This is a genomic window from Burkholderia vietnamiensis LMG 10929 (genome assembly GCF_000959445.1).
In the GTDB taxonomy this organism is placed as follows: domain Bacteria; phylum Pseudomonadota; class Gammaproteobacteria; order Burkholderiales; family Burkholderiaceae; genus Burkholderia; species Burkholderia vietnamiensis.
Genome location: NZ_CP009630.1, coordinates 1,889,548 through 1,907,655, shown reverse-complemented (window position 1 = coordinate 1,907,655; position 18,108 = coordinate 1,889,548). Strand labels below are relative to the sequence as shown.

Here is an 18,108-nt window from a genome sequence, read left to right as displayed (position 1 = left end):
GGCGCTCGTCCTCCGCTTCAACGACGCATCGACTTCAACGCCATGACCGACCGACACACTTCCCCCGTTTCCTCCGACGCCGCGCGCTGGCAATTCTGGATCGACCGCGGCGGCACGTTCACCGACATCGTCGCGCGCCGCCCGGACGGCACGCTCGTCACGCACAAGCTGCTGTCGGAAAACCCCGAGCAGTATCGCGACGCAGCGGTGGCCGGCATCCGCCATCTGCTCGGCCTCGCCGACGGCGAGCCGATCACGCCCGAGCGCGTCGAGATGGTGAAGATGGGCACCACGGTCGCGACCAACGCGCTGCTCGAGCGCAACGGCGAGCGCACCGCGCTCGCGACGACCCGCGGCTTTCGCGACGTGCTGCGCATCGCGTATCAGAACCGGCCGCGGCTGTTCGATCTCGACATCGTGCTGCCCGACGCGCTGTACGAGACGGTCGTCGAGATCGACGAGCGGATCGGCGCGCACGGCGACGTCGTCGTGCCGCTCGACCTGCACGGCGCCGAAGCCGCGCTGCGCAGCGTGTTGGATACCGGCGTGCGCGCGCTGGCGATCGTGCTGATCCACGGCTACCGGCACACCGCGCACGAGCGCGCGCTCGCGCTGCTGGCGCGCCGGATCGGCTTCACGCAGGTGTCGGTGTCGCACGAGGTGTCGCCGCTGATGAAGATGGTGCCGCGCGGCGACACGACCGTGGTCGACGCATACCTGTCGCCGATCCTGCGCCGCTACGTCGAGCAGGTCGCGCACGAGATGCCCGGCGTGAACCTGCAGTTCATGCAGAGCAGCGGCGGCCTCACGCGCGCCGACGCGTTCCAGGGCAAGGACGCGATCCTGTCGGGGCCGGCCGGCGGCATCGTCGGGATGGCGCGCGCCGCGCGCGCGGCCGGCTTCGAGCGCGTGATCGGCTTCGACATGGGCGGCACGTCGACCGACGTATCGCACTACCACGGCGAGTTCGAGCGCGTGTTCGACACGCAGGTGGCCGGCGTGCGGATGCGCGCGCCGATGATGAGCATCCACACGGTCGCGGCCGGCGGCGGCTCGGTGCTCGGCTTCGACGGCGCGCGGCTGCGCGTCGGGCCGGAATCGGCCGGCGCGAACCCCGGGCCGGCCGCATACCGGCGCGGCGGCCCGCTGACGGTGACCGACTGCAACGTGATGCTCGGCAAGATCCAGCCCGAGCACTTCCCGCGCGTGTTCGGCCCGAACGCGGACCAGCCGCTCGATCGCGACGGCGTCGTCGCGAAGTTCGCCGCGCTCGCCGACGAAATCCACGCGGCGACTGGCCGGCGCGAGACGCCCGAGGCGCTCGCCGAAGGCTTCCTGGAGATCGCGATCGGCAGCATGGCGAACGCGATCAAGAAGATTTCCGTGCAGCGCGGCCACGACGTGTCGCGCTACGTGCTGACGACCTTCGGCGGCGCGGGCGGCCAGCACGCGTGCGGCGTGGCCGACGCGCTCGGGATGACGCAGGTGTTCGCGCACCCGCTCGCGGGCGTGCTGTCCGCCTACGGGATGGGGCTCGCCGACCAGACCGCGATGCGCGAGGCCGCGATCGAAGCCGTGTTGTCCGACGCGTCGCTGCCGGCGCTGAACGCGGCGCTCGACCGCCTCGCCGACGACGCGATCGGCGCGCTGCTCGAGCAGGGCGTGGCGCCCGAGCGCATCGCCACCGAGCGGCGCGTGCACCTGCGCTACCAGGGCACCGATTCGGCGCTCGACGTGCCGGCCGGCAGCGTCGCCGCGATGCAGCAGGCGTTCGAGGCCGCGTACCGGCAGCGCTATGCGTTCCTGATGCCCGGCACGCCGCTGGTGGCCGAGCTGGCGTCGGTCGAGGCGATCGGCCGCTCCGATGCGCCGGTCGACGTCGCGCCGCTCGCGCCGCGCGACGCGGCGGCGAGCGTGCCCGTGCACGACACCGTGCGGTTTTATTCGGGCGGCCGCTGGCACGATGCGGCGCTCTACGTGCGCGACGCGCTGCTGGCCGGCGACACGATCGACGGCCCGGCGATCGTCGCCGAGCGCAACGGCACGACGGTCGTGGAGCCGGGCTGGCGCGCGCAGATGACCGCGCAGGGCAACCTCGTGCTGACCCGCACGACGTCGCTGCCGGTGCGCCGCTCGCTCGGCACCGAGGCCGATCCGGTGCGGCTCGAGATCTTCAACAACCTGTTCATGTCGATCGCCGAGCAGATGGGGCTGCGGCTGCAGAACACCGCGTATTCGGTGAACATCAAGGAGCGGCTCGACTTCTCGTGCGCGATCTTCGACGGTGCCGGCAACCTGATCGCGAACGCGCCGCACATGCCCGTGCATCTGGGCTCGATGGGCGAGAGCATCCGCACGGTGATCGAGCGCAACCGCGGCCGCATGCGCGACGGCGACGTGTTCATGCTGAACGATCCGTATCACGGCGGCACGCACCTGCCCGACGTCACGGTGATCACGCCGGTGTTCGCGGACGATGCCGACACGCCGCTGTTCTACGTCGGCTCGCGCGGCCACCACGCGGACATCGGCGGCACCACGCCCGGCTCGATGCCGCCCGATTCGACCCACATCGACGAAGAAGGCGTGCTGATCGACAACTGGCAGCTCGTGTCGGCGGGCGTACTGCGCGACGCCGAGACGCGCGCGCTGCTCGCGTCGGGCCGCTATCCGGCGCGCAACGTCGAGCAGAACATGGCCGACCTGCGCGCGCAGATCGCGGCGAACCAGAAGGGCGTCGACGAGCTGCGGCGGATGGTCGCGCAGTTCGGCCGCGACGTGGTGGTCGCGTTCATGGCGCACGTGCAGGACAACGCGGAAGAAGCGGTGCGACGCGTGATCGGCGCGCTGCAGGACGGCGCCTATCGCTATCCGCTCGACAACGGCGCGGAGATTCGCGTCGCGATCCGCGTCGACCGCGCGGCGCGCAGTGCGCGGATCGACTTCGGCGGCACGTCCGCGCAGCTCGACAACAACTTCAACGCGCCGAAGGCCGTCTGCATGGCCGCGGTGCTGTACGTGTTCCGCACGCTGGTCGGCGACGACATTCCGCTGAACGCCGGCTGCCTGAAGCCGCTCGACGTGATCGTGCCGGCGCGCTCGATGCTCAATCCCGAGTATCCGGCGGCCGTCGTGTCGGGCAACGTCGAGACGTCGTCGGCGATCACCAATGCGCTGTACGGCGCGCTCGGCTGCGTCGCGTCGAGCCAGGGGACGATGAACAATTTCACGTTCGGCGACGCGCGCTACCAGTACTACGAGACCATCGCGGGCGGCAGCGGTGCCGGCGACGGCTTCGCCGGCGTGGGCGCGGTGCAGACCCACATGACGAACTCGCGGCTGACCGATCCGGAGGTGCTCGAATGGCGCTACCCGGTGCGGCTCGAGTCGCACCGGCTGCGCGCCGATTCCGGCGGGCGCGGGCGCTGGCGCGGCGGCGACGGTGCGGTGCGGCGGATCCGCTTCCTCGAGCCGATGACCGCATCGATCCTGTCGAACAACCGGATCCATGCGCCGTTCGGCGCGGCGGGCGGCCAAGCGGGCGCGCTCGGGCGCAACACGATCGAGCGCGCCGACGGCACCGTCGAGACGCTCGCGCATATCGGCCGCGCGCAGATGGCGGCCGGCGACGTGTTCGTCGTCGAAACGCCGGGCGGCGGCGGTTACGGCTTCGTCGACGGCGAATAGGCATGACGCGCGCCGCGCGGCCGTATGCGCGGCGTGCGATTTTCCGCGCGGGCGGGGCGCCTCGCTGTATTAGTACCGGTTCCACCGCGCGTCGCGTGGCCGCCCGCGTGCCGATATGGATGCGATTCGTCCGATGGAACGCCGCAACGGCACCGGAATTAATATGCGCCAATACGCGTGCATTCTCATGCGTACGGCAATAAAAATCCGCCTTCAAGCGCTAATCCGCATTGCGTTCCGACCCCGGCTGGGCATGTGACCGCCGCTCGATTGCCGCGCTCGTCCGCTGCGCCGCAAAGCCCGCCGGACGCGGCTTCCCGACGGCCCCCACCACGTGCTTCGACGCCCGCGCAAGTCGCGGGCGCGATGCGGCGCGCATTCATGGAAAATCGTTGTCAATCATTGCGTGATTCCTTGACACTCGCCGTCAAATGTGAGTGTCAATCCGCATCGTCATTTGATAAGATGGGTTACATCATTCGTTTGAATAATCCTGCGCGCGTCGAGCGCGAATGCCGGGTCGCATTGGTTGAAAACACGTACGGAACGAGGGCCGCTGTCCCTGTCGTCACGACTGCGCCGCCGCGCATGCGCGGTGCACCTGCAGCGACCGATGGCAGATGGCTCGCCTCCGTCTACACTATGCGTTTTTTCTGGATCGGGGCGTGTCGATGGATGACGAAAACGATTGCGCGGTGCTCGAAGCGCATCTCGGTACGCGCAGCCCATGCTGGCGCCTCGGTAGCGACAGCAATGCACTCGAACTGGCCGCGCAGCGCGGCTGTACCAATGTCGCCGTCGCGCTGACCGGCGAGCAGGCCGCGCGCATCCGCGCGCTCACCGGCGTCACGTCGCACCTCGTGCTCGAACTCGCGTTGTTCGGCGATCCGGTGAGCCTGCACCTCGTCGGCCGCAAGGTCGACACCGCCAACTGGGCCGGCACCGCGTCCGCCTACTCGGATACCGAGTCCGTCGCGGCCGACCTCGCCCACGGGCTCGCGTTCGCCGAGCAGGTCGTGTCCGAAGTGAATTCGCTCGTCGTGATTCTCGACCGCAACGGCATGGTGCAGCGCTTCAACCGTCTGTGCGAGGAAGTGACGGGTAAGCGCGAAGTCGACGTGATCGGCCGCAGCGCGTTCGAGCTGTTCATGAGCGAGGAGCAGGGCGAGCAGTCGCGCAGCAACATCACCGGCTTTTTTGCGAGCAACCGCCCGTTCGCGGTCGAGCGCTACATCAACACGGTCAACGGGCCGCGCCTGTTCCAGTTCCGCAACAAGTTCGTGCAGAGCGGCAGCGGCGTCGACGAGCAGTACCTGATCTGCTCGGGCATCGACATCACCGAGGAGCGCAACGCGCAGCAGCGGCTCACCGAGCTCGCGAATACCGACGTGCTGACCGGGCTGCCGAACCGCCATGCGATCAGCGAGCGCATCCGCATCGCGCTCGCGGCCGATCGCAGCGACGTGCGCGGCCAGGTCGGCATCCTGTTCCTGGATCTCGACAACTTCAAGCGCGTCAACGACCACTACGGGCACATCACCGGCGACCGGCTGCTGCAGGACGTGTCGGCCGTGATCGGCGGCTGCCTGCCGTCGGGCGCGACGCTGGCGCGGCTCGGCGGCGACGAGTTCCTCGTGCTGTTCGAGCACGGCACGCGGCCGCTGCTTGAGGCGACCGCACAGATCATCCTCGAGCGGCTGCGCACGCCGATCCATCTGGGGCTCGTGGAGGTCTACACGAGTTGCTCGATCGGCATCGCGATGTATCCGCAGCACGGCGATTCGCTCGAGACGCTGATCCGCAGCGCCGACACCGCGATGTACGTCGCGAAGGAAGAAGGCAAGCACACGTACCGCGTGTTCTCGCTGGAGATGAACCAGAAGGTCGCGAAGTACATGTGGCTCGACACGAACCTGCGCAAGGCGCTCGAGGACGAGCAGTTCGTGCTGCATTACCAGCCGGTCGTCGACATCGCCACCGGCGACGTGCGCAGCGTCGAGGCGCTGATCCGCTGGCAGTCGCCCGATCGCGGGCTCGTCGCGCCGGTCGAGTTCATCCGCTTCGCCGAGGAGTCGGGGCTGATCGCGCCGCTCGGGCGCTGGGTGATGCGTACCGCGGCCGCGCAGGCCGCCGCATGGAAGGCGCAGGGGCTCGGCGTGCGGATCGCGGTGAACGTGTCCGCGCGGCAGTTGCAGGACATGAACGTGGTCGATCAGTTCGCGTCGATCCTCGACAGCGCCGGACTGAAGCCGAGCCTCGTCGACGTCGAGCTGACCGAGAGCAGCTTCATCGAGGACGAGAACGCGGCGCACGGGCTGATGAAGCAGTTCCGCCAGCTCGGCGCGCAGATTCACCTCGACGATTTCGGCACCGGCTATTCGTCGCTGTCGCAGTTGTCGCGGCTGCCGCTCGATTCGATCAAGCTCGATCGCAGCTTCATCACCGGCATCGATCGCAACACGCGCTCGCAGGCGCTGGTGAGTTCGGTCGTGTCGCTCGCGCGGGCGCTGAGCTTCTCGGTGGTCGCCGAGGGCGTCGAGACGCGCGCGGAGGCCGAGTTCCTGAAGCAGATCGACGTCGACCGCGCGCAGGGTTTCTACTATGCGCGGCCGATGCCGGCTCAGGCCTTCGAGGCGTGGCTCGCCGAAACGAGAAAGCTCAGGCTGATCGCCTGAGCGTGTCCGCATCGCGGGCGCGCCGCCGCGACGCAGCGGCGCGCTCCGCTTCCGTTACACCGTGCGCAGCTTCGACACGCGCCGGTTCTGCAGCATCACCAGGCGTTCCATGTAGGCGAGGTCCTTCGGCTCGATCGTGAACGCCGCGTGAACCCATTGCTCGGTGATGTCCATCAGCTCGGAACGCGTGAGCTGGAACACGCGCTCACGCGCGCGCAGCATCGCCCGGATGCCGTTCAGCTTCGGCTTGACCACGTCGATGAAGGTGCGTGTCGTGACGTACGCGTCGCCCGCGTCGAACGTCTCGTCCACGAGCCCGCGATCCTCGTACCACTCGGCCGCATGCGCCTCGCCCGACGCGATCAGCGTCTCCGCGAGGCCGCGGTCCGCCTTGCGCGCGACGAGCGAATAGCCGCCCATGCCCGGGAACAGGTTGAACGCGATCTCGGGGAAGCCGAGCTTCACGCCCTTTTGCGCGAGGATGTAGTGATGCGCGAGCGCGGCCTCGAAGCCGCCGCCCAGCGCGCTGCCTTCGATCATCGCGATCGAGATCGCGCCGGTGCCGAAGCCCGTGTAGATCTCGTACACGCCGTCGATGCACGAGCGCGCATAGGCCATCAGCTGATCGCGTCTGCCGCTGCGGATCGCGTCGACGAAGAAGCTCAGGTCGCCGCCGACGTTGAACAGCTCGGGGACGAGCGAGCCCGTCACCCAGAAGTCGAACGGCAGGCCCGAATCGCGTGCGACGCGCGCGAGGTGGATGATGTCCGTGACGAGCTGTTGGTTGAAGCACGGACGCGGCTCCGATCGCAGCATCATCCACATGACGTTGCGGCCTTCTTCGTAGAACGCGGTCAATTGCGTGAGTTCGCCTGCTTCATGGAACGGACGGCACGCCGGATGGGATTGGAGTTGCATGGTATGTCCTCGTGAGATGTGGTTCTTCGGAAAGCGCCGCGGCCGGCGTCGCGGAAAAACATGCCCCCGGACGGCGCCGGTCGCGAGGCACCGCCATTGTTGCGCGCGCACAAATGCCGAAATGCGGGGAACAACGCACGAGTTGGGCGCTTACGCGAGCCGCGCACGCGGCGAGCGATGTGATCGCGCGAGTGGGGAGGGAGGGGTGGTGCCGCGCGCGTGCGCTTGCCGCGCGGCGGCGGCGATGGGCAGGGTGGTTTCGTGCGGGGCGAGCGAATGCCGGGCGGGTTGACGCTGGGCGGTGCGGCGAACACACTGGCTGCTCGAACTGAGCGAGCCGACCTCATCGGCTCGCGCTCGTTGCAGCCGGCGCCGATACGCCGGCCGAATTCCTGACCCGAACCCCCACGCGTTGGAGAGCTTCGACGTGGTGCGATTTCCCTTCCGCCGGTCCGGCAGCGGGCCGCGTCGCGCCTTTGCATGGGCGGCGGTCGCCGCCGTCGCGCTGACCGCCGCGCGCCCCGTGCCCGCCGCCGACACGGGCGACGCGGCGCCCGTCACGCTCGTCGACGATGTCCACGTATTCGTGATCCAGCGCGACGGCTCGCTCGACGAGGACGACGATTCGACGCTGCGCGCCAACGACGCGAGCGGCATCGATGCGATTGCGCAGCGCTACGTCTGGTACGACAAGAATCTGGAGAAGGTCGAACTGGTCGCGGCCGAGACGATCGATCGCGACGGCGTCGCGCATCCGGTCGGCGCCGACGGCATCCGCGACGTGCAGGAGCCGCGCTCGGCCGGCGCGCCGACGTTTCAGGACGGGCTGCTGCGCACGGTGGTGTTTCCCGGCGTCGAGGCCGGCTCGCGCACCCGCATCGCATTCCGCAAGTCACGCACGAAGCCGGTCAACGCGGGCTACTTCGGCTACTACGTCGAACCGTCGCGCGAGCCGGTGGAGCATCAGCGGCTGATCTTCGACGTGCCGGCCGACATGCCGCTGCACGCGGACGCGCGCGGCTACGTCGCGTTGCCGCCGGTGACCGCGAACGGCCGCACGCGCTACGCGTTCGATTATCGGCATGGGCCGTACGAGCGGATCGAGAGCGGCTCGGTCGGTTATCAAACTTACGGCGACCGGCTCGTGGTGTCGACGCTGCCGGACTACGCGGCGTTCGCCGCGCGGTATCGCAACGCGGCCGTCGATGCGGGCGCGCACGATCCGGCCGTCGTGCAACTGGCGCGCGCGCTCACCGCCGATGCCGACGGCGTGCGCGACAAGGCGCGCATCCTGTACGACTGGGTGCAGGCGAACGTGCGTTACGTCGCGATCTTTCTCGGCGAGACGGCCGCCGCGCCGCATCGCGTGACCGACATCCTGCGCAACCGCTACGGCGACTGCAAGGACCACGTCGCGCTATTCGGCGCGTTGCTCGCGGCGGTCGGCATCCGCAGCGAGCCGGTGCTGATCAACCTCGGCGCCGTGTACACGCTGCCGTCGGTGCCCGGTTACGGCGGCGGCGCGATCAATCATGCGATCACCTGGCTGCCCGAGCTCGGCCTGTACGCCGATACGACGACGGCCGGCATCGCGTTCGGCTATCTGCCGCCGATCGTGATGGACCGGCCGGCGCTGCTGGTCGACAGCGGCGTGCTGTCGCGCACGCCGGCCACGCAGCCGCGGCGCCGCACCGCGCGGCTCGCGATCGATGCGGCGCAGGCGGGCGCCGCGCCGTTCCACGCATTCGTCGAAGACGACGGCTGGACGGCCGAGCTCGAGCGCAACCTGTTTCGCCGTGCGCCGGCCGAGCGGATCGGCCAGCTCGCGAACGAACGCCTGCGGCAAACCGGGCTGCGCGGCCGCGCGCAGATCGAGACGAGCGATCGCCGCGCGACGGACGGCCCGTTCGACGTGAGGTTTGCCGGCACGCTCGATCATTTCGTGTGGCCGGACGGCACGACCGCGGTGCCGGCGTTGTCGAGCGTCACGGGCGGCATCGCGACGCAGATCGAAGGGTGGCTCGCCGAACCGATGCGCACGCAACCATGGACCTGCATCGGCGGCACGTTCGACGAGACCGGCCAGATCGCGCTGCCGGCCGGCGCGGCGCTGACGGACCTGCCGGCCGACACGATCGTGCACGGACGCTTCGTCGACTTCACGTCGCATTACGTGTTCGATCCGGTCGCGCACATCGTGCAGGTCACGCGCCGGATGACGGCGGCGTTCGGCACACAGGTCTGTTCACCTGAAGTGTTCGCGGCGTTGCGCGGTTCGCTGGAGCGCATCGAACGCGATACGCAGGCGCAGATCGTCGTGCGGGTCGGGCAACGGTGAGCGTCGAGTGCGGTGTGACGGGAGGCGCGGTCGAAACCAACGCCGCGGCAACCAAACCCAGCCCCGCCGCATCGACCGAACCACTCCCCCTAAACCTCCACCCGCGCATCGCCCTCCGCACGCACCGCACCGGGCGGCCGGCCGACCACGCGCTTGAACGCGCGGCTGAACGCGGCGAGCGATCCGTAACCGAGCCGGTACGCGACCGTCTCGATGGTGTCGCGGTCGCGCGCGATCCACTGCGCGGCGAGCCGCATCCTCAGCTCGGTCAGGTAGCGCACCGGCGTCATCCCGGTGGCGGCGAGAAACCGCTCGGCGAACACCGAGCGCGACACGCCGGCGGCGGTGGCCAGTTCCGCGACGCTCCAGTTGCGCCCCGGATCGCGATGCAATGCGACGATCGCGCGGCCGAGCTTCGGCTCGCGCAGCGCCTGCACCCATCCGGTGGCGTCGCCGCAGCCGCACTCGACCCAGCCGCGCACGATGAACGCGGCGACCACGTCCGCGAGCCGCGCGAGGATGCCCGCGAAGCCCGCGCGTTCCGAGCAGGATTCGCGTTCCATCGCGTCGAGCATCGGGCGGATTTCCGGGTAGCGGGCGAGCAGCGTGCCGACGTGCATGAACGCCGGCATCGTGCCGACGAGCGGCTGCATGCCGCCCAGATCGAGTTCCATGCACGCGCTGAAGATCAGCGCGTCGCCGGCGGCCGGCTCCGTCGCCGCGCACGCCCCGACGCCGACCGACGCCACCGTGTCGCAGATCTTCGCGGCCTCGAAGCCGCCGATCTCGCGACACGGTGCATCGCGGTCCGACAACAGCGCATGCGTGCGGCCGTGCGGCAGCAGCACCGCGTCGCCGGCCTCGAGCTGCATCGTCGTGCCGTCCGCGTCGCGCAGCAGCACCGGTCCGCGCCCGACGAAATGGAACTGCGCGCGCCCCGGCGCATGGCCGAAGCTCAGCCCGAACGGCCGCGCCACCTGGATCCGGCGGTATTGCACGCCGCTCAGCCGCATCCCGAGCAGCAGTTCGCTGACGAGGTCGTGCGGGTCGGACGTCGGTGGGAGCAACGGAGTGGACATTGCGAAATCCGGACGATGGATCAATAAGAACGGATTGTATGTCATAGACCGTCCTGTCGTTGTTCCTTACGATACGTCGACATCGGTACTTTCCCCAGACGACTCGGAACGACGCATGAATCCCGGAATCTCCTCTGCCGCCGCCCCGGCGGCTCCCCGCGAACCCGCATGGGGCGCCGTCTTCGCGATGACGCTCGGCGTGTTCGGCCTCGTGACCGCGGAATTCCTGCCCGCGAGCCTGCTCACGCCGATGGCCGACAGCCTCGGCGTGACCGAGGGCGTCGCGGGCCAGGCCGTCACGGCCACGGCGACGGTCGCGCTGGTCACGAGCCTGCTGATCTCCGCGCTCACGCGCACCATCGACCGGCGCCGCGTGCTGCTCGTGTTCTCGGTGCTGCTCGTCGCGTCGAATCTCGCGGTCGCGTTCGCGCCGAACCTGACGACGCTGCTGATCGGCCGCGTGGTGCTCGGCATCGCGCTCGGCGGCTTCTGGACGATGGCGACCGCCACCGCGATGCGGCTCGTGCCGACCGCGATGGTGCCGCGCGCGCTGTCGATCATCTTCAGCGGCGTGGCGGTCGCGACGATCGCTTCGGCGCCGATGGGCAGTTACTTCGGGCACCTGATCGGCTGGCGCAACGTCTTCCTGATCGCGGCCGCACTCGGCGGCGTCGCGTTCGTATCGCAGGCCGCCACGCTGCCGTCGATGCCGCCGAGCGGCACGACGCGCCTGCGCACGCTCGTCGACGTGCTGCGCCGGCCGACCGTCGGCCTCGGGATGTTCGCGACGATCCTCGTATTCACCGGGCATTTCGCGTTCTTCACGTATTTGCGGCCGTTTCTCGAACAGGTTGCCGGCGTCGGCGTGAACGGCTTGTCGGCGATCCTGCTCGGCTACGGGATCGCCAACTTCGTCGGCACGTCGCTCGCCGGCCGCGTGCTCGAACACCGGCTGCGGCCGATGCTGATCGGCATGCCGGCGCTGATGGTCGTGCTCGCGATCGCGCTGGTCGCGCTCGGCCGCGCGCCGATGCTCGACGCGGTGCTCGTCGCGTTGTGGGGGATGGCGTTCGGCGGCGTGCCGGTCGCGTGGTCGACGTGGGTCACGCGCACCGTGCCGGACGAAGCGGAAAGCGCGGGCGGGCTGATCGTCGCGGCGATCCAGCTCGCGATTGCAACGGGCGCGGCGGCCGGCGGCGTGGTGTTCGATGCGAACGGCGCGGGCGGTGTGTTCGTCGGCGCGGCCGCGGTGCTGGCCGTCGCGGTCGCGACGATCGTGGCCGGCGTGCCGAAGCGCGTCGGCGTCGCGGCGGCGCTCGCCGAGTGACGTGCACGCGGGCCGATCGGCCCGCTGCCGCCAGGCTGCGGCAAGCATCGACCCGCTGCATCAACCCGCTGCATCAACCAGTTATGACGCGCGCCTCAGCCGCGCGTCGCCGGGTCTTCCGACAGCATGCGCAACTGGTCGCGCAGCACGTCGACTTGCTCCGGTGCGAACGACTTCTCGATGTCGGCATGCGCTTGCTGCCACAGCGGAAACGCGTCGGCGAGCAGCTGGCGGCCGGCCGGCGTGAGTTCGAGCAGACGGCTGCGCCCGTCGTCCGGATCCTGAGCGATCGTGAGCAGCCCGCGCCGCTCCAGCGGCTTCAGCGCGGCGGTCAGCGTGGTGCGATCCATCGCGAGCAGCGACGCCACCGATTTCATCGTCGCCGGCTGCGGCCGGTTCAGCGACATCAATAGCGAAAACTGGCCGTTGGTGAGATCCAGCGGACGCAGCACATCGTCGAAGATGCGCGCGAGATTGCGCGCCGCGCGCTGCATGTGCAGGCACAAGCAGCAATCGCGCACCATCAACGTCGTTTCGAAGGGAAGGTCATTATTGCGGGCCATGTTGCAATTGTGTTGATATCAACCTATTGTGTCAAGGGCGAGGTGCGGCAGCCTGCCGCGCCCGCCACCGGACGGAGGAAGCATGGATGCTCGACAGCAGTTGTATCTCGCGGTTTTCGTCGGCAGCAAGGACAGTGCGCCCATGAAGGCGTGGCTCGCGCTGTCGGAGGACGAGCGGCGCGCACGCGAGCGGGACGGAATGGCCGCGTGGCATGCGTGGGTCGACCGGCATCGCGATGCGATCGTCGAACTCGGCGGCCCGCTCGGCAAGACCAAGAGGATCGACACGCGCGGCGTCGCCGATACGGCCAATGCGCTCGGCGCGTTCACTATCGTGCGCGCCGCGTCGCACGACGCAGCGGCCGCGCTGTTCGAAGGTCATCCGCATTTCACGCTGTTTCCCGGCGAGGCGGTCGAGGTGATGCCGATTCTGCCGGTGCCCGGCATGTGAGCGGCGGTACGCGGCACGCGCTGCGCGCGACCGACGCCGGCCGTGGTCGGACACGACGCGGCCCGCGCGACATGACACACAATCTGGACGGAGACATTGCGATGAAGCTTTACGGATTTGCCGGCACGCGTTCGCAGCGCGCGCTCTGGGGGCTCAAGGAACTCGACGCGGATTTCGAATTCGTGTCGGTCAACCTGCCGGCGGGCGAGCACAAGCATCCCGAATTCCTGCGCCTCAATCCGGCCGGCAAGGTGCCGGTGCTGGTGGACGGCGATCTGGTGATTCCCGAGTCGGCCGCGATCGTGCTGTATCTCGCGGACAAGTATCCGCAGAAGGCGCTGCTGCCCACGGATCCGGCGCTGCGTGCGCACGCTTACCGATGGGTGATGTTCGCGGTGACGGAGCTCGAGCAGCCGCTGTGGCGCATCGCGCGCCACACGTTCCTCTATCCGCCGGAAAAGCGTCTGCCGGCCGACATCGCGCTCGCACGCGAGGACTTCGTGACGATGGCCGCGATTCTCGAGCGGCATCTCGAAGGCCGCGAGTTCATCGTCGGCGATGCGCTGTCGGTGGCCGATTGCGTGACCGCTTATCTGATCGACTGGGCCGGCGAATGCCAGTTGCTCGATACGTTCCCGCAATTGCAGGCGTATCTCGAACGGCTCTATGCGCGCCCGAAGGCGCCGCAACGGATCGCGCAGGCGCGTCAGGCGGCGTGACGGGGCGCGCGCTGTCATGGCACTTCGGCGGGGCTGCCGAAGGCGCGACTCGGGATCGACGGGTTGTGAGCGGAGCGGGCGATGTCGATCGGCGGTGCGTCGTCGACGCAATTTGCCTCGTGCGCGCTGAAGGTCGTATCCGTTGGGCTCGTGCGCGCGTGTCGAGCCGCATGCGCGCACCGCAACGCATCGTCGAAGTCAAACGTGCTTGCGCATACGCGAGATGACCGCATGGCGACGCAACCTGCCGCGCGCGGCGGCGCTCACCATGGCCACGGAACGCGGTGGCCTGCGCCGTGCTCGACGGCCTGTCGATAGACGACGCGCGCGACGGTCAGATCCTGTAGCGCGAGGCCCGTCATGTCGAACACGGTGATGTCGTGCGCCGCACGATCGACCGTGACGACGCCCGCGAGCACGTCGCCGATCTCGATGCGCGGCAGCTCGGGCGCCCATTGGCATTCGCCGATGCTGCGCGCCTGCTCGTGATCGTCGACGAAGATTCGCGCGCGCGCCAACAGGTGTTCGGGAAGCTCGCGCTTGCCGGCGGTGTCGGCGCCGACGCAGGTCAGATGCGTGCCCGGCCGCACCGCGGCGGCGTCGAACAGCGGGCCGCGGCCGGGCGTCGCCGTGATCACCACGTCGCTGCCGGCCACCGCATCGTTGCGGTCGCGCGCGGCCCGGATGTCGCAGCGGGCGCTGAACGCCGACTCGAAGGCCGGGTCCGGGGCGCCGCCGGCGCTCACGTATTGCACCGCGCATCGCTGCGGCAGCAGCGCGAGCGTCCGGTCGAGCTGGGCGCGCGCCTGCACGCCGGTGCCGAATACGCAGAAGCGCGAGCTGTCGGGACGCGCCAGCGTCTGCAGCCCGAGCGCCCCGGCCGCCGCGGTGCGCGCGGTGGTGATCGCATTGCCGTCCATGATGCACAGCGGGCGGCCGGTGGCCGGATCGAACAGCGCGATCGTCGCCTGGTGCGGCTCGCCGCCGCGGCTTCGGTTGCCGGGCCAGAAGCCGGCCGCCTTGAAGCCGAGCAGTTCCTGCTGTGCGACGTCGCCCGACTTGATGCCGAATATGCCGCCGGTATGGAGCTTTTCGCGCACCACCGGGAAGACGCGCCCGGCGCGCCGACTGTGCAGCAGGAAAGCGTCGCGCACGGCCGCCGTCACCTGTTCGGCCTGAAGCGCGGGCCCGACGGCATCACGATCGAGAAGCAGGAGCTGGGCGTCTGACGGCATGGCGGGCGAGCCTGTGGAAAGATGATGCAAACTGGAATTCGATGAGGCGACTGTCGTTGAACAAACGGTTGCCTCGACGTTGAATCGCGACGGCCGCGATGGCCGGCGCTTTTACCACCCGTAGAAACGCGGCCAAGTCTGCGTCGCGCCGTCGCGCGTCAGCGCACGGTATTCCGGATGTTGCGCACCGGTCGCGCACGCGTGGTTCGGCAGAATCCGCAAGCGGGTGCCGATCGGAAACCGCCTCGCGATATCCGGATCCGGCGCGCCGCTGCGCGACACGATCCCATGCTCCTGATTCGCCGAGCTCATCAGATAGCCGTCGAGCGCGTCGCCGGCTTCGGTGCACACCTGACCGTAGCCGAAGTCCCGCGCCTGCCGCTGCGTGCCGCGATCGCGGCTCATCGCCATCCAGCCCGCGTCGACGATCGCCCAGCCTTTCTCTTCCTGGTGGCCGATGACGGTGGTCAGCACCGACAGCGCGATGTCGGACAGCGCGCACACGCCGATGTTGTGCATCACGAGGTCGAACATCACGTACACGCCCGCGCGGACTTCCGTCACGCCGTCGAGGTTCGCCGCGGACAGCGCGGTCGGCGTCGAGCCGATGCTGACGACGTCGCACGGCAAGCCGGCCGCCCGCAGGCGCTGCGCGGCATGCACGGTGCGCGCGCGCTCCTGTTCGGCGATCGCGACCAGCGCGTCGTGCGTGTCGTATTCGTAGCTCGAGCCGGCGTGAGCCAGGACGCCGCCGAGCGTCATGCCGCCAGCGGCGAGCGTGCGCCCCACGTCGATCAGCAAGTCGTCGTCGGGGCGGATCCCCGAACGGTGACCGTCGACGTCGATCTCGATCCAGACTTCGAAGCGCTCGCCATGCTCGCGGCCGAACGCCGCGATCGCCTGCGCGGTGTGCAGGCTGTCGGCGACGATCTTCAGGTCGCAGCCGCGCCGGCGCAGCGCGAGCGCCTGAGGGAGCCGGGCGGGGATCATCCCGACCGCATAGACGATGTCGCGCACGCCGCTCGCGAAGAACTGCTCGGCCTCCTTCAGCGTCGACACCGTGATGCCGCGCGCGCCGGCCGCGATCTGCGCGTCCACGACCTGTTGGCACTTGGTCGTCTTCACGTGCGGCCGGAACGCGACGCCGAATGCGTCCAGATGCGCGTGCAGGCGCGCGATGTTGGCGTGCATCCGATCGACGTCGATCAGTGCGGCGGGGGTGGTGACGGTGGGGATGCCCATGATGCGTTGCCTCGATGGTTGGCGACGCACACACTCTACGGCGTTCGACTCGCCGCGGGTTTAACGCGGCGGAAATCGGTCATTAACACCAATTTAATGATGGGCGGGCGGCGGCACCTTCGCGCGCCACGGCGGCGGCGCGAGAAATTGCGTGGCCGCTTCGAGGAACACCCGTTGTCGCGCGGAACGGCCCGTGCGCGACGGCAGCAGCGCGGTCACCGGCGCGGGCGGCAGATGCCAGTCGGGCAGCAGCCTGACCAGCTTGCCGCTCGCCAGCAGCGGCGCGACGTCCCATTCGGAGCGTTCGACGATGCCGAGCCCCGCGAGCGCCCAGTCGGTGATCACGGTGCCGTCGTTCGACGACAGCGCGCCCGTCACGCGGATCACGGCCGAGCGCCTGGCGTCGCCTTCGCCGTCGCCGGCTTGCGAGAAGCGCCAGCGGACGATGTCTTCGTCGTTCTCGCGCAGGCACAGGCAGTCGTAGCGGGCGAGGTCGGACGGATGGCTCAATGCGCCGATGCGGCGCGCGTAACCGGGGCTCGCGCACAGGAAGCGTTCGTTGGGTGCGAGCGGATAGCCGATCCACGACGACGATTTCAGGCTGCCGACGTGGATCACCACATCGGCGCCCGACGCGCTCGTCAACGGGCTCTCCGACAGATGCAGCGAGATCTCGAGCTTCGGATGCGCACGCTGCACGTCGCGCACGATGCGCGCGACGTACTTGCGCCCGAAGCCGAACGGCGCGACGACGCGCAGCGTGCCTTGCACGTCGCCGTGATCGCCGGAGAGGCTGAGCGGCAACGCTTCGACGCGCTCGAGAATCGCGACGGCTTCCTGGTACAGCCGCTGCCCTTCGTCGGTCAGCGCGATGCCTTTCGACTGCCGCACCGCGAGCCGGACCTCGAGCCGCGCCTCCATCCGCTGCAGGCGCAGCGTGACCGCGGGCGGCGTGAGGTCGAGCAGGCGCGCGGCAGACGCCAGCGAGCGTGACGCGCCGATCGCGCGAACGAGCCGAAGATCTTCGAGGTCGAGCATGAAATGTCCGTTGATGCTGGCGTGGCCGGGCATCGATTAAACCGCACTTGGCGCGCGGAATCCATCGCTGCGCAGCGGTTGTGACGCCGGATTCCATCCGCGGCCAGCAACAATCACTTCCACGCAGCCCGATAACTCTCGAGGGCGCACGTGCCTAAACTTTAGTCATTGGCAACGAACGAGGTGTTCGAAGCCACACAACCAGACACAGTCGGAGGTACGTATCATGAAGAACCTTATTCAAGCCGTTGTCGTTGCTGCTGCCCTTGCCGCTCCGGTCGCCGTTTTCGCTCAGAACACCGCACCGCTCACCCGTGCGCAAGTGCGCGCCGAGCTGATCGAACTGGAGAAGGCCGGTTATAACCCGGCGGTCGGCGAAGACCCGCACTATCCGGACGACATCCAGGCCGCACAAGCCCGCGTCGATCAGCAACATGCGCTGGCTCGCGCACAAGGTGTCGACAACAGCGGTGTGGGCAACAACGCACAAGGCGCCGCAGCGGCCGGCAAGCCGGCGAAGGTCGTCGCGCCGCGCGCGAATGACGAGATGAAGTCGCTGTACCGCGGTCACTAAGCAGCACGAGTGACGCGAGGTTCGAGCGGAAGGCCGTAGCGCTCCCGCGTCGAACCGGACGGCCCGCGATTGCGATCAGCGCAATCGCGGGCTGTTTTTGTATCGGTTGGGCGGGCGTGGGTGCGCTGCGCGGCCGGGATCGATGGTCGCGCTCGGCGCATTGAATCACGCGGGTTTTGTCGAGCCGTCGCGGTTGCCGGTTCGCGCTCATGGTCGGCTGGGCCCGACGCGAGGCGATGCGGCATGTCGTTCGCGTTTCTCT

At 69.1% G+C, this 18,108-nt stretch carries 13 protein-coding genes; 7 read left to right on the top strand and 6 right to left on the bottom strand.

The annotated features are described in order from the left end of the window. The first annotated feature begins 42 nt into the window (after nt 1-42). Together AK36_RS08390 and pdeR are read left to right on the top strand one after the other, a co-directional pair. Nucleotides 43-3,687: a hydantoinase B/oxoprolinase family protein gene (locus tag AK36_RS08390; RefSeq protein WP_045578260.1), complete on the top strand. Its 3,645-nt coding sequence runs from the start codon at nt 43-45 to the stop codon at nt 3,685-3,687. A 671-nt stretch (nt 3,688-4,358) separates the two neighbouring features. Next, nucleotides 4,359-6,362 carry a cyclic di-GMP phosphodiesterase gene (pdeR, locus tag AK36_RS08385; protein ID WP_011881370.1) on the top strand — a complete coding sequence of 668 codons (2,004 nt, stop codon included), beginning with the start codon at nt 4,359-4,361 and terminating at the stop codon, nt 6,360-6,362. 54 nt (nt 6,363-6,416) lie between these two features. Here the strand turns inward: pdeR and AK36_RS08380 are convergent, their stop codons facing one another. Then, nucleotides 6,417-7,280 carry a crotonase/enoyl-CoA hydratase family protein gene (locus AK36_RS08380; protein ID WP_011881371.1) on the bottom strand — a complete coding sequence of 288 codons (864 nt, stop codon included), beginning with the start codon at nt 7,278-7,280 and terminating at the stop codon, nt 6,417-6,419. 427 nt (nt 7,281-7,707) lie between these two features. Between AK36_RS08380 and AK36_RS08375 the strand changes: the two genes are divergently transcribed. Continuing rightward, on the top strand, nt 7,708-9,618 hold the full coding sequence (locus AK36_RS08375; protein WP_045578471.1) for a DUF3857 domain-containing transglutaminase family protein: 1,911 nt from the start codon (nt 7,708-7,710) through the stop codon (nt 9,616-9,618). Between the two features lie 89 nt (nt 9,619-9,707). On the opposite strand, the gene AK36_RS08370 is transcribed toward AK36_RS08375, so the two are convergent. Continuing rightward, nucleotides 9,708-10,742, bottom strand: a complete 1,035-nt coding sequence (locus AK36_RS08370) for an AraC family transcriptional regulator (RefSeq protein ID WP_045578259.1) — start codon at nt 10,740-10,742, stop codon at nt 9,708-9,710. A gap of 70 nt (nt 10,743-10,812) precedes the next feature. Between AK36_RS08370 and AK36_RS08365 the strand changes: the two genes are divergently transcribed. After that, nucleotides 10,813-12,024 carry an MFS transporter gene (locus AK36_RS08365; RefSeq protein ID WP_011881374.1) on the top strand — a complete coding sequence of 404 codons (1,212 nt, stop codon included), beginning with the start codon at nt 10,813-10,815 and terminating at the stop codon, nt 12,022-12,024. Between the two features lie 95 nt (nt 12,025-12,119). Here AK36_RS08365 and AK36_RS08360 read toward each other — a convergent pair whose 3' ends face one another. Next, nucleotides 12,120-12,587 (bottom strand): MarR family winged helix-turn-helix transcriptional regulator, encoded by a 468-nt coding sequence (locus AK36_RS08360; protein WP_011881375.1) that lies wholly within the window; start codon nt 12,585-12,587, stop codon nt 12,120-12,122. An 82-nt stretch (nt 12,588-12,669) separates the two neighbouring features. On the opposite strand from AK36_RS08360, the gene AK36_RS08355 reads away from it, so the two are divergent. Then, nucleotides 12,670-13,038: a YciI family protein gene (locus AK36_RS08355; RefSeq protein ID WP_014724471.1), complete on the top strand. Its 369-nt coding sequence runs from the start codon at nt 12,670-12,672 to the stop codon at nt 13,036-13,038. A gap of 101 nt (nt 13,039-13,139) precedes the next feature. After that, a complete protein-coding gene (locus AK36_RS08350) occupies nt 13,140-13,757 on the top strand; it encodes a glutathione S-transferase family protein (RefSeq protein WP_045578258.1) in 618 nt (205 codons plus the stop codon). Nucleotides 13,758-14,020: 263 nt separating this feature from the next. Here AK36_RS08350 and AK36_RS08345 read toward each other — a convergent pair whose 3' ends face one another. The 3 genes from AK36_RS08345 to AK36_RS08335 form a co-directional block, all read right to left on the bottom strand. After that, nucleotides 14,021-14,992 carry an ornithine cyclodeaminase family protein gene (locus tag AK36_RS08345; protein ID WP_045578257.1) on the bottom strand — a complete coding sequence of 324 codons (972 nt, stop codon included), beginning with the start codon at nt 14,990-14,992 and terminating at the stop codon, nt 14,021-14,023. Between the two features lie 111 nt (nt 14,993-15,103). Continuing rightward, entirely contained in the window at nt 15,104-16,234 is a 1,131-nt protein-coding gene (locus AK36_RS08340) for a DSD1 family PLP-dependent enzyme (protein ID WP_014724474.1), read from the bottom strand. A 93-nt stretch (nt 16,235-16,327) separates the two neighbouring features. After that, nucleotides 16,328-17,272, bottom strand: a complete 945-nt coding sequence (locus AK36_RS08335) for a LysR family transcriptional regulator (RefSeq protein WP_140995244.1) — start codon at nt 17,270-17,272, stop codon at nt 16,328-16,330. A 226-nt stretch (nt 17,273-17,498) separates the two neighbouring features. On the opposite strand from AK36_RS08335, the gene AK36_RS08330 reads away from it, so the two are divergent. After that, nucleotides 17,499-17,846, top strand: a complete 348-nt coding sequence (locus AK36_RS08330) for a DUF4148 domain-containing protein (RefSeq protein ID WP_011881381.1) — start codon at nt 17,499-17,501, stop codon at nt 17,844-17,846. Nucleotides 17,847-18,108: the final 262 nt, after the last annotated feature.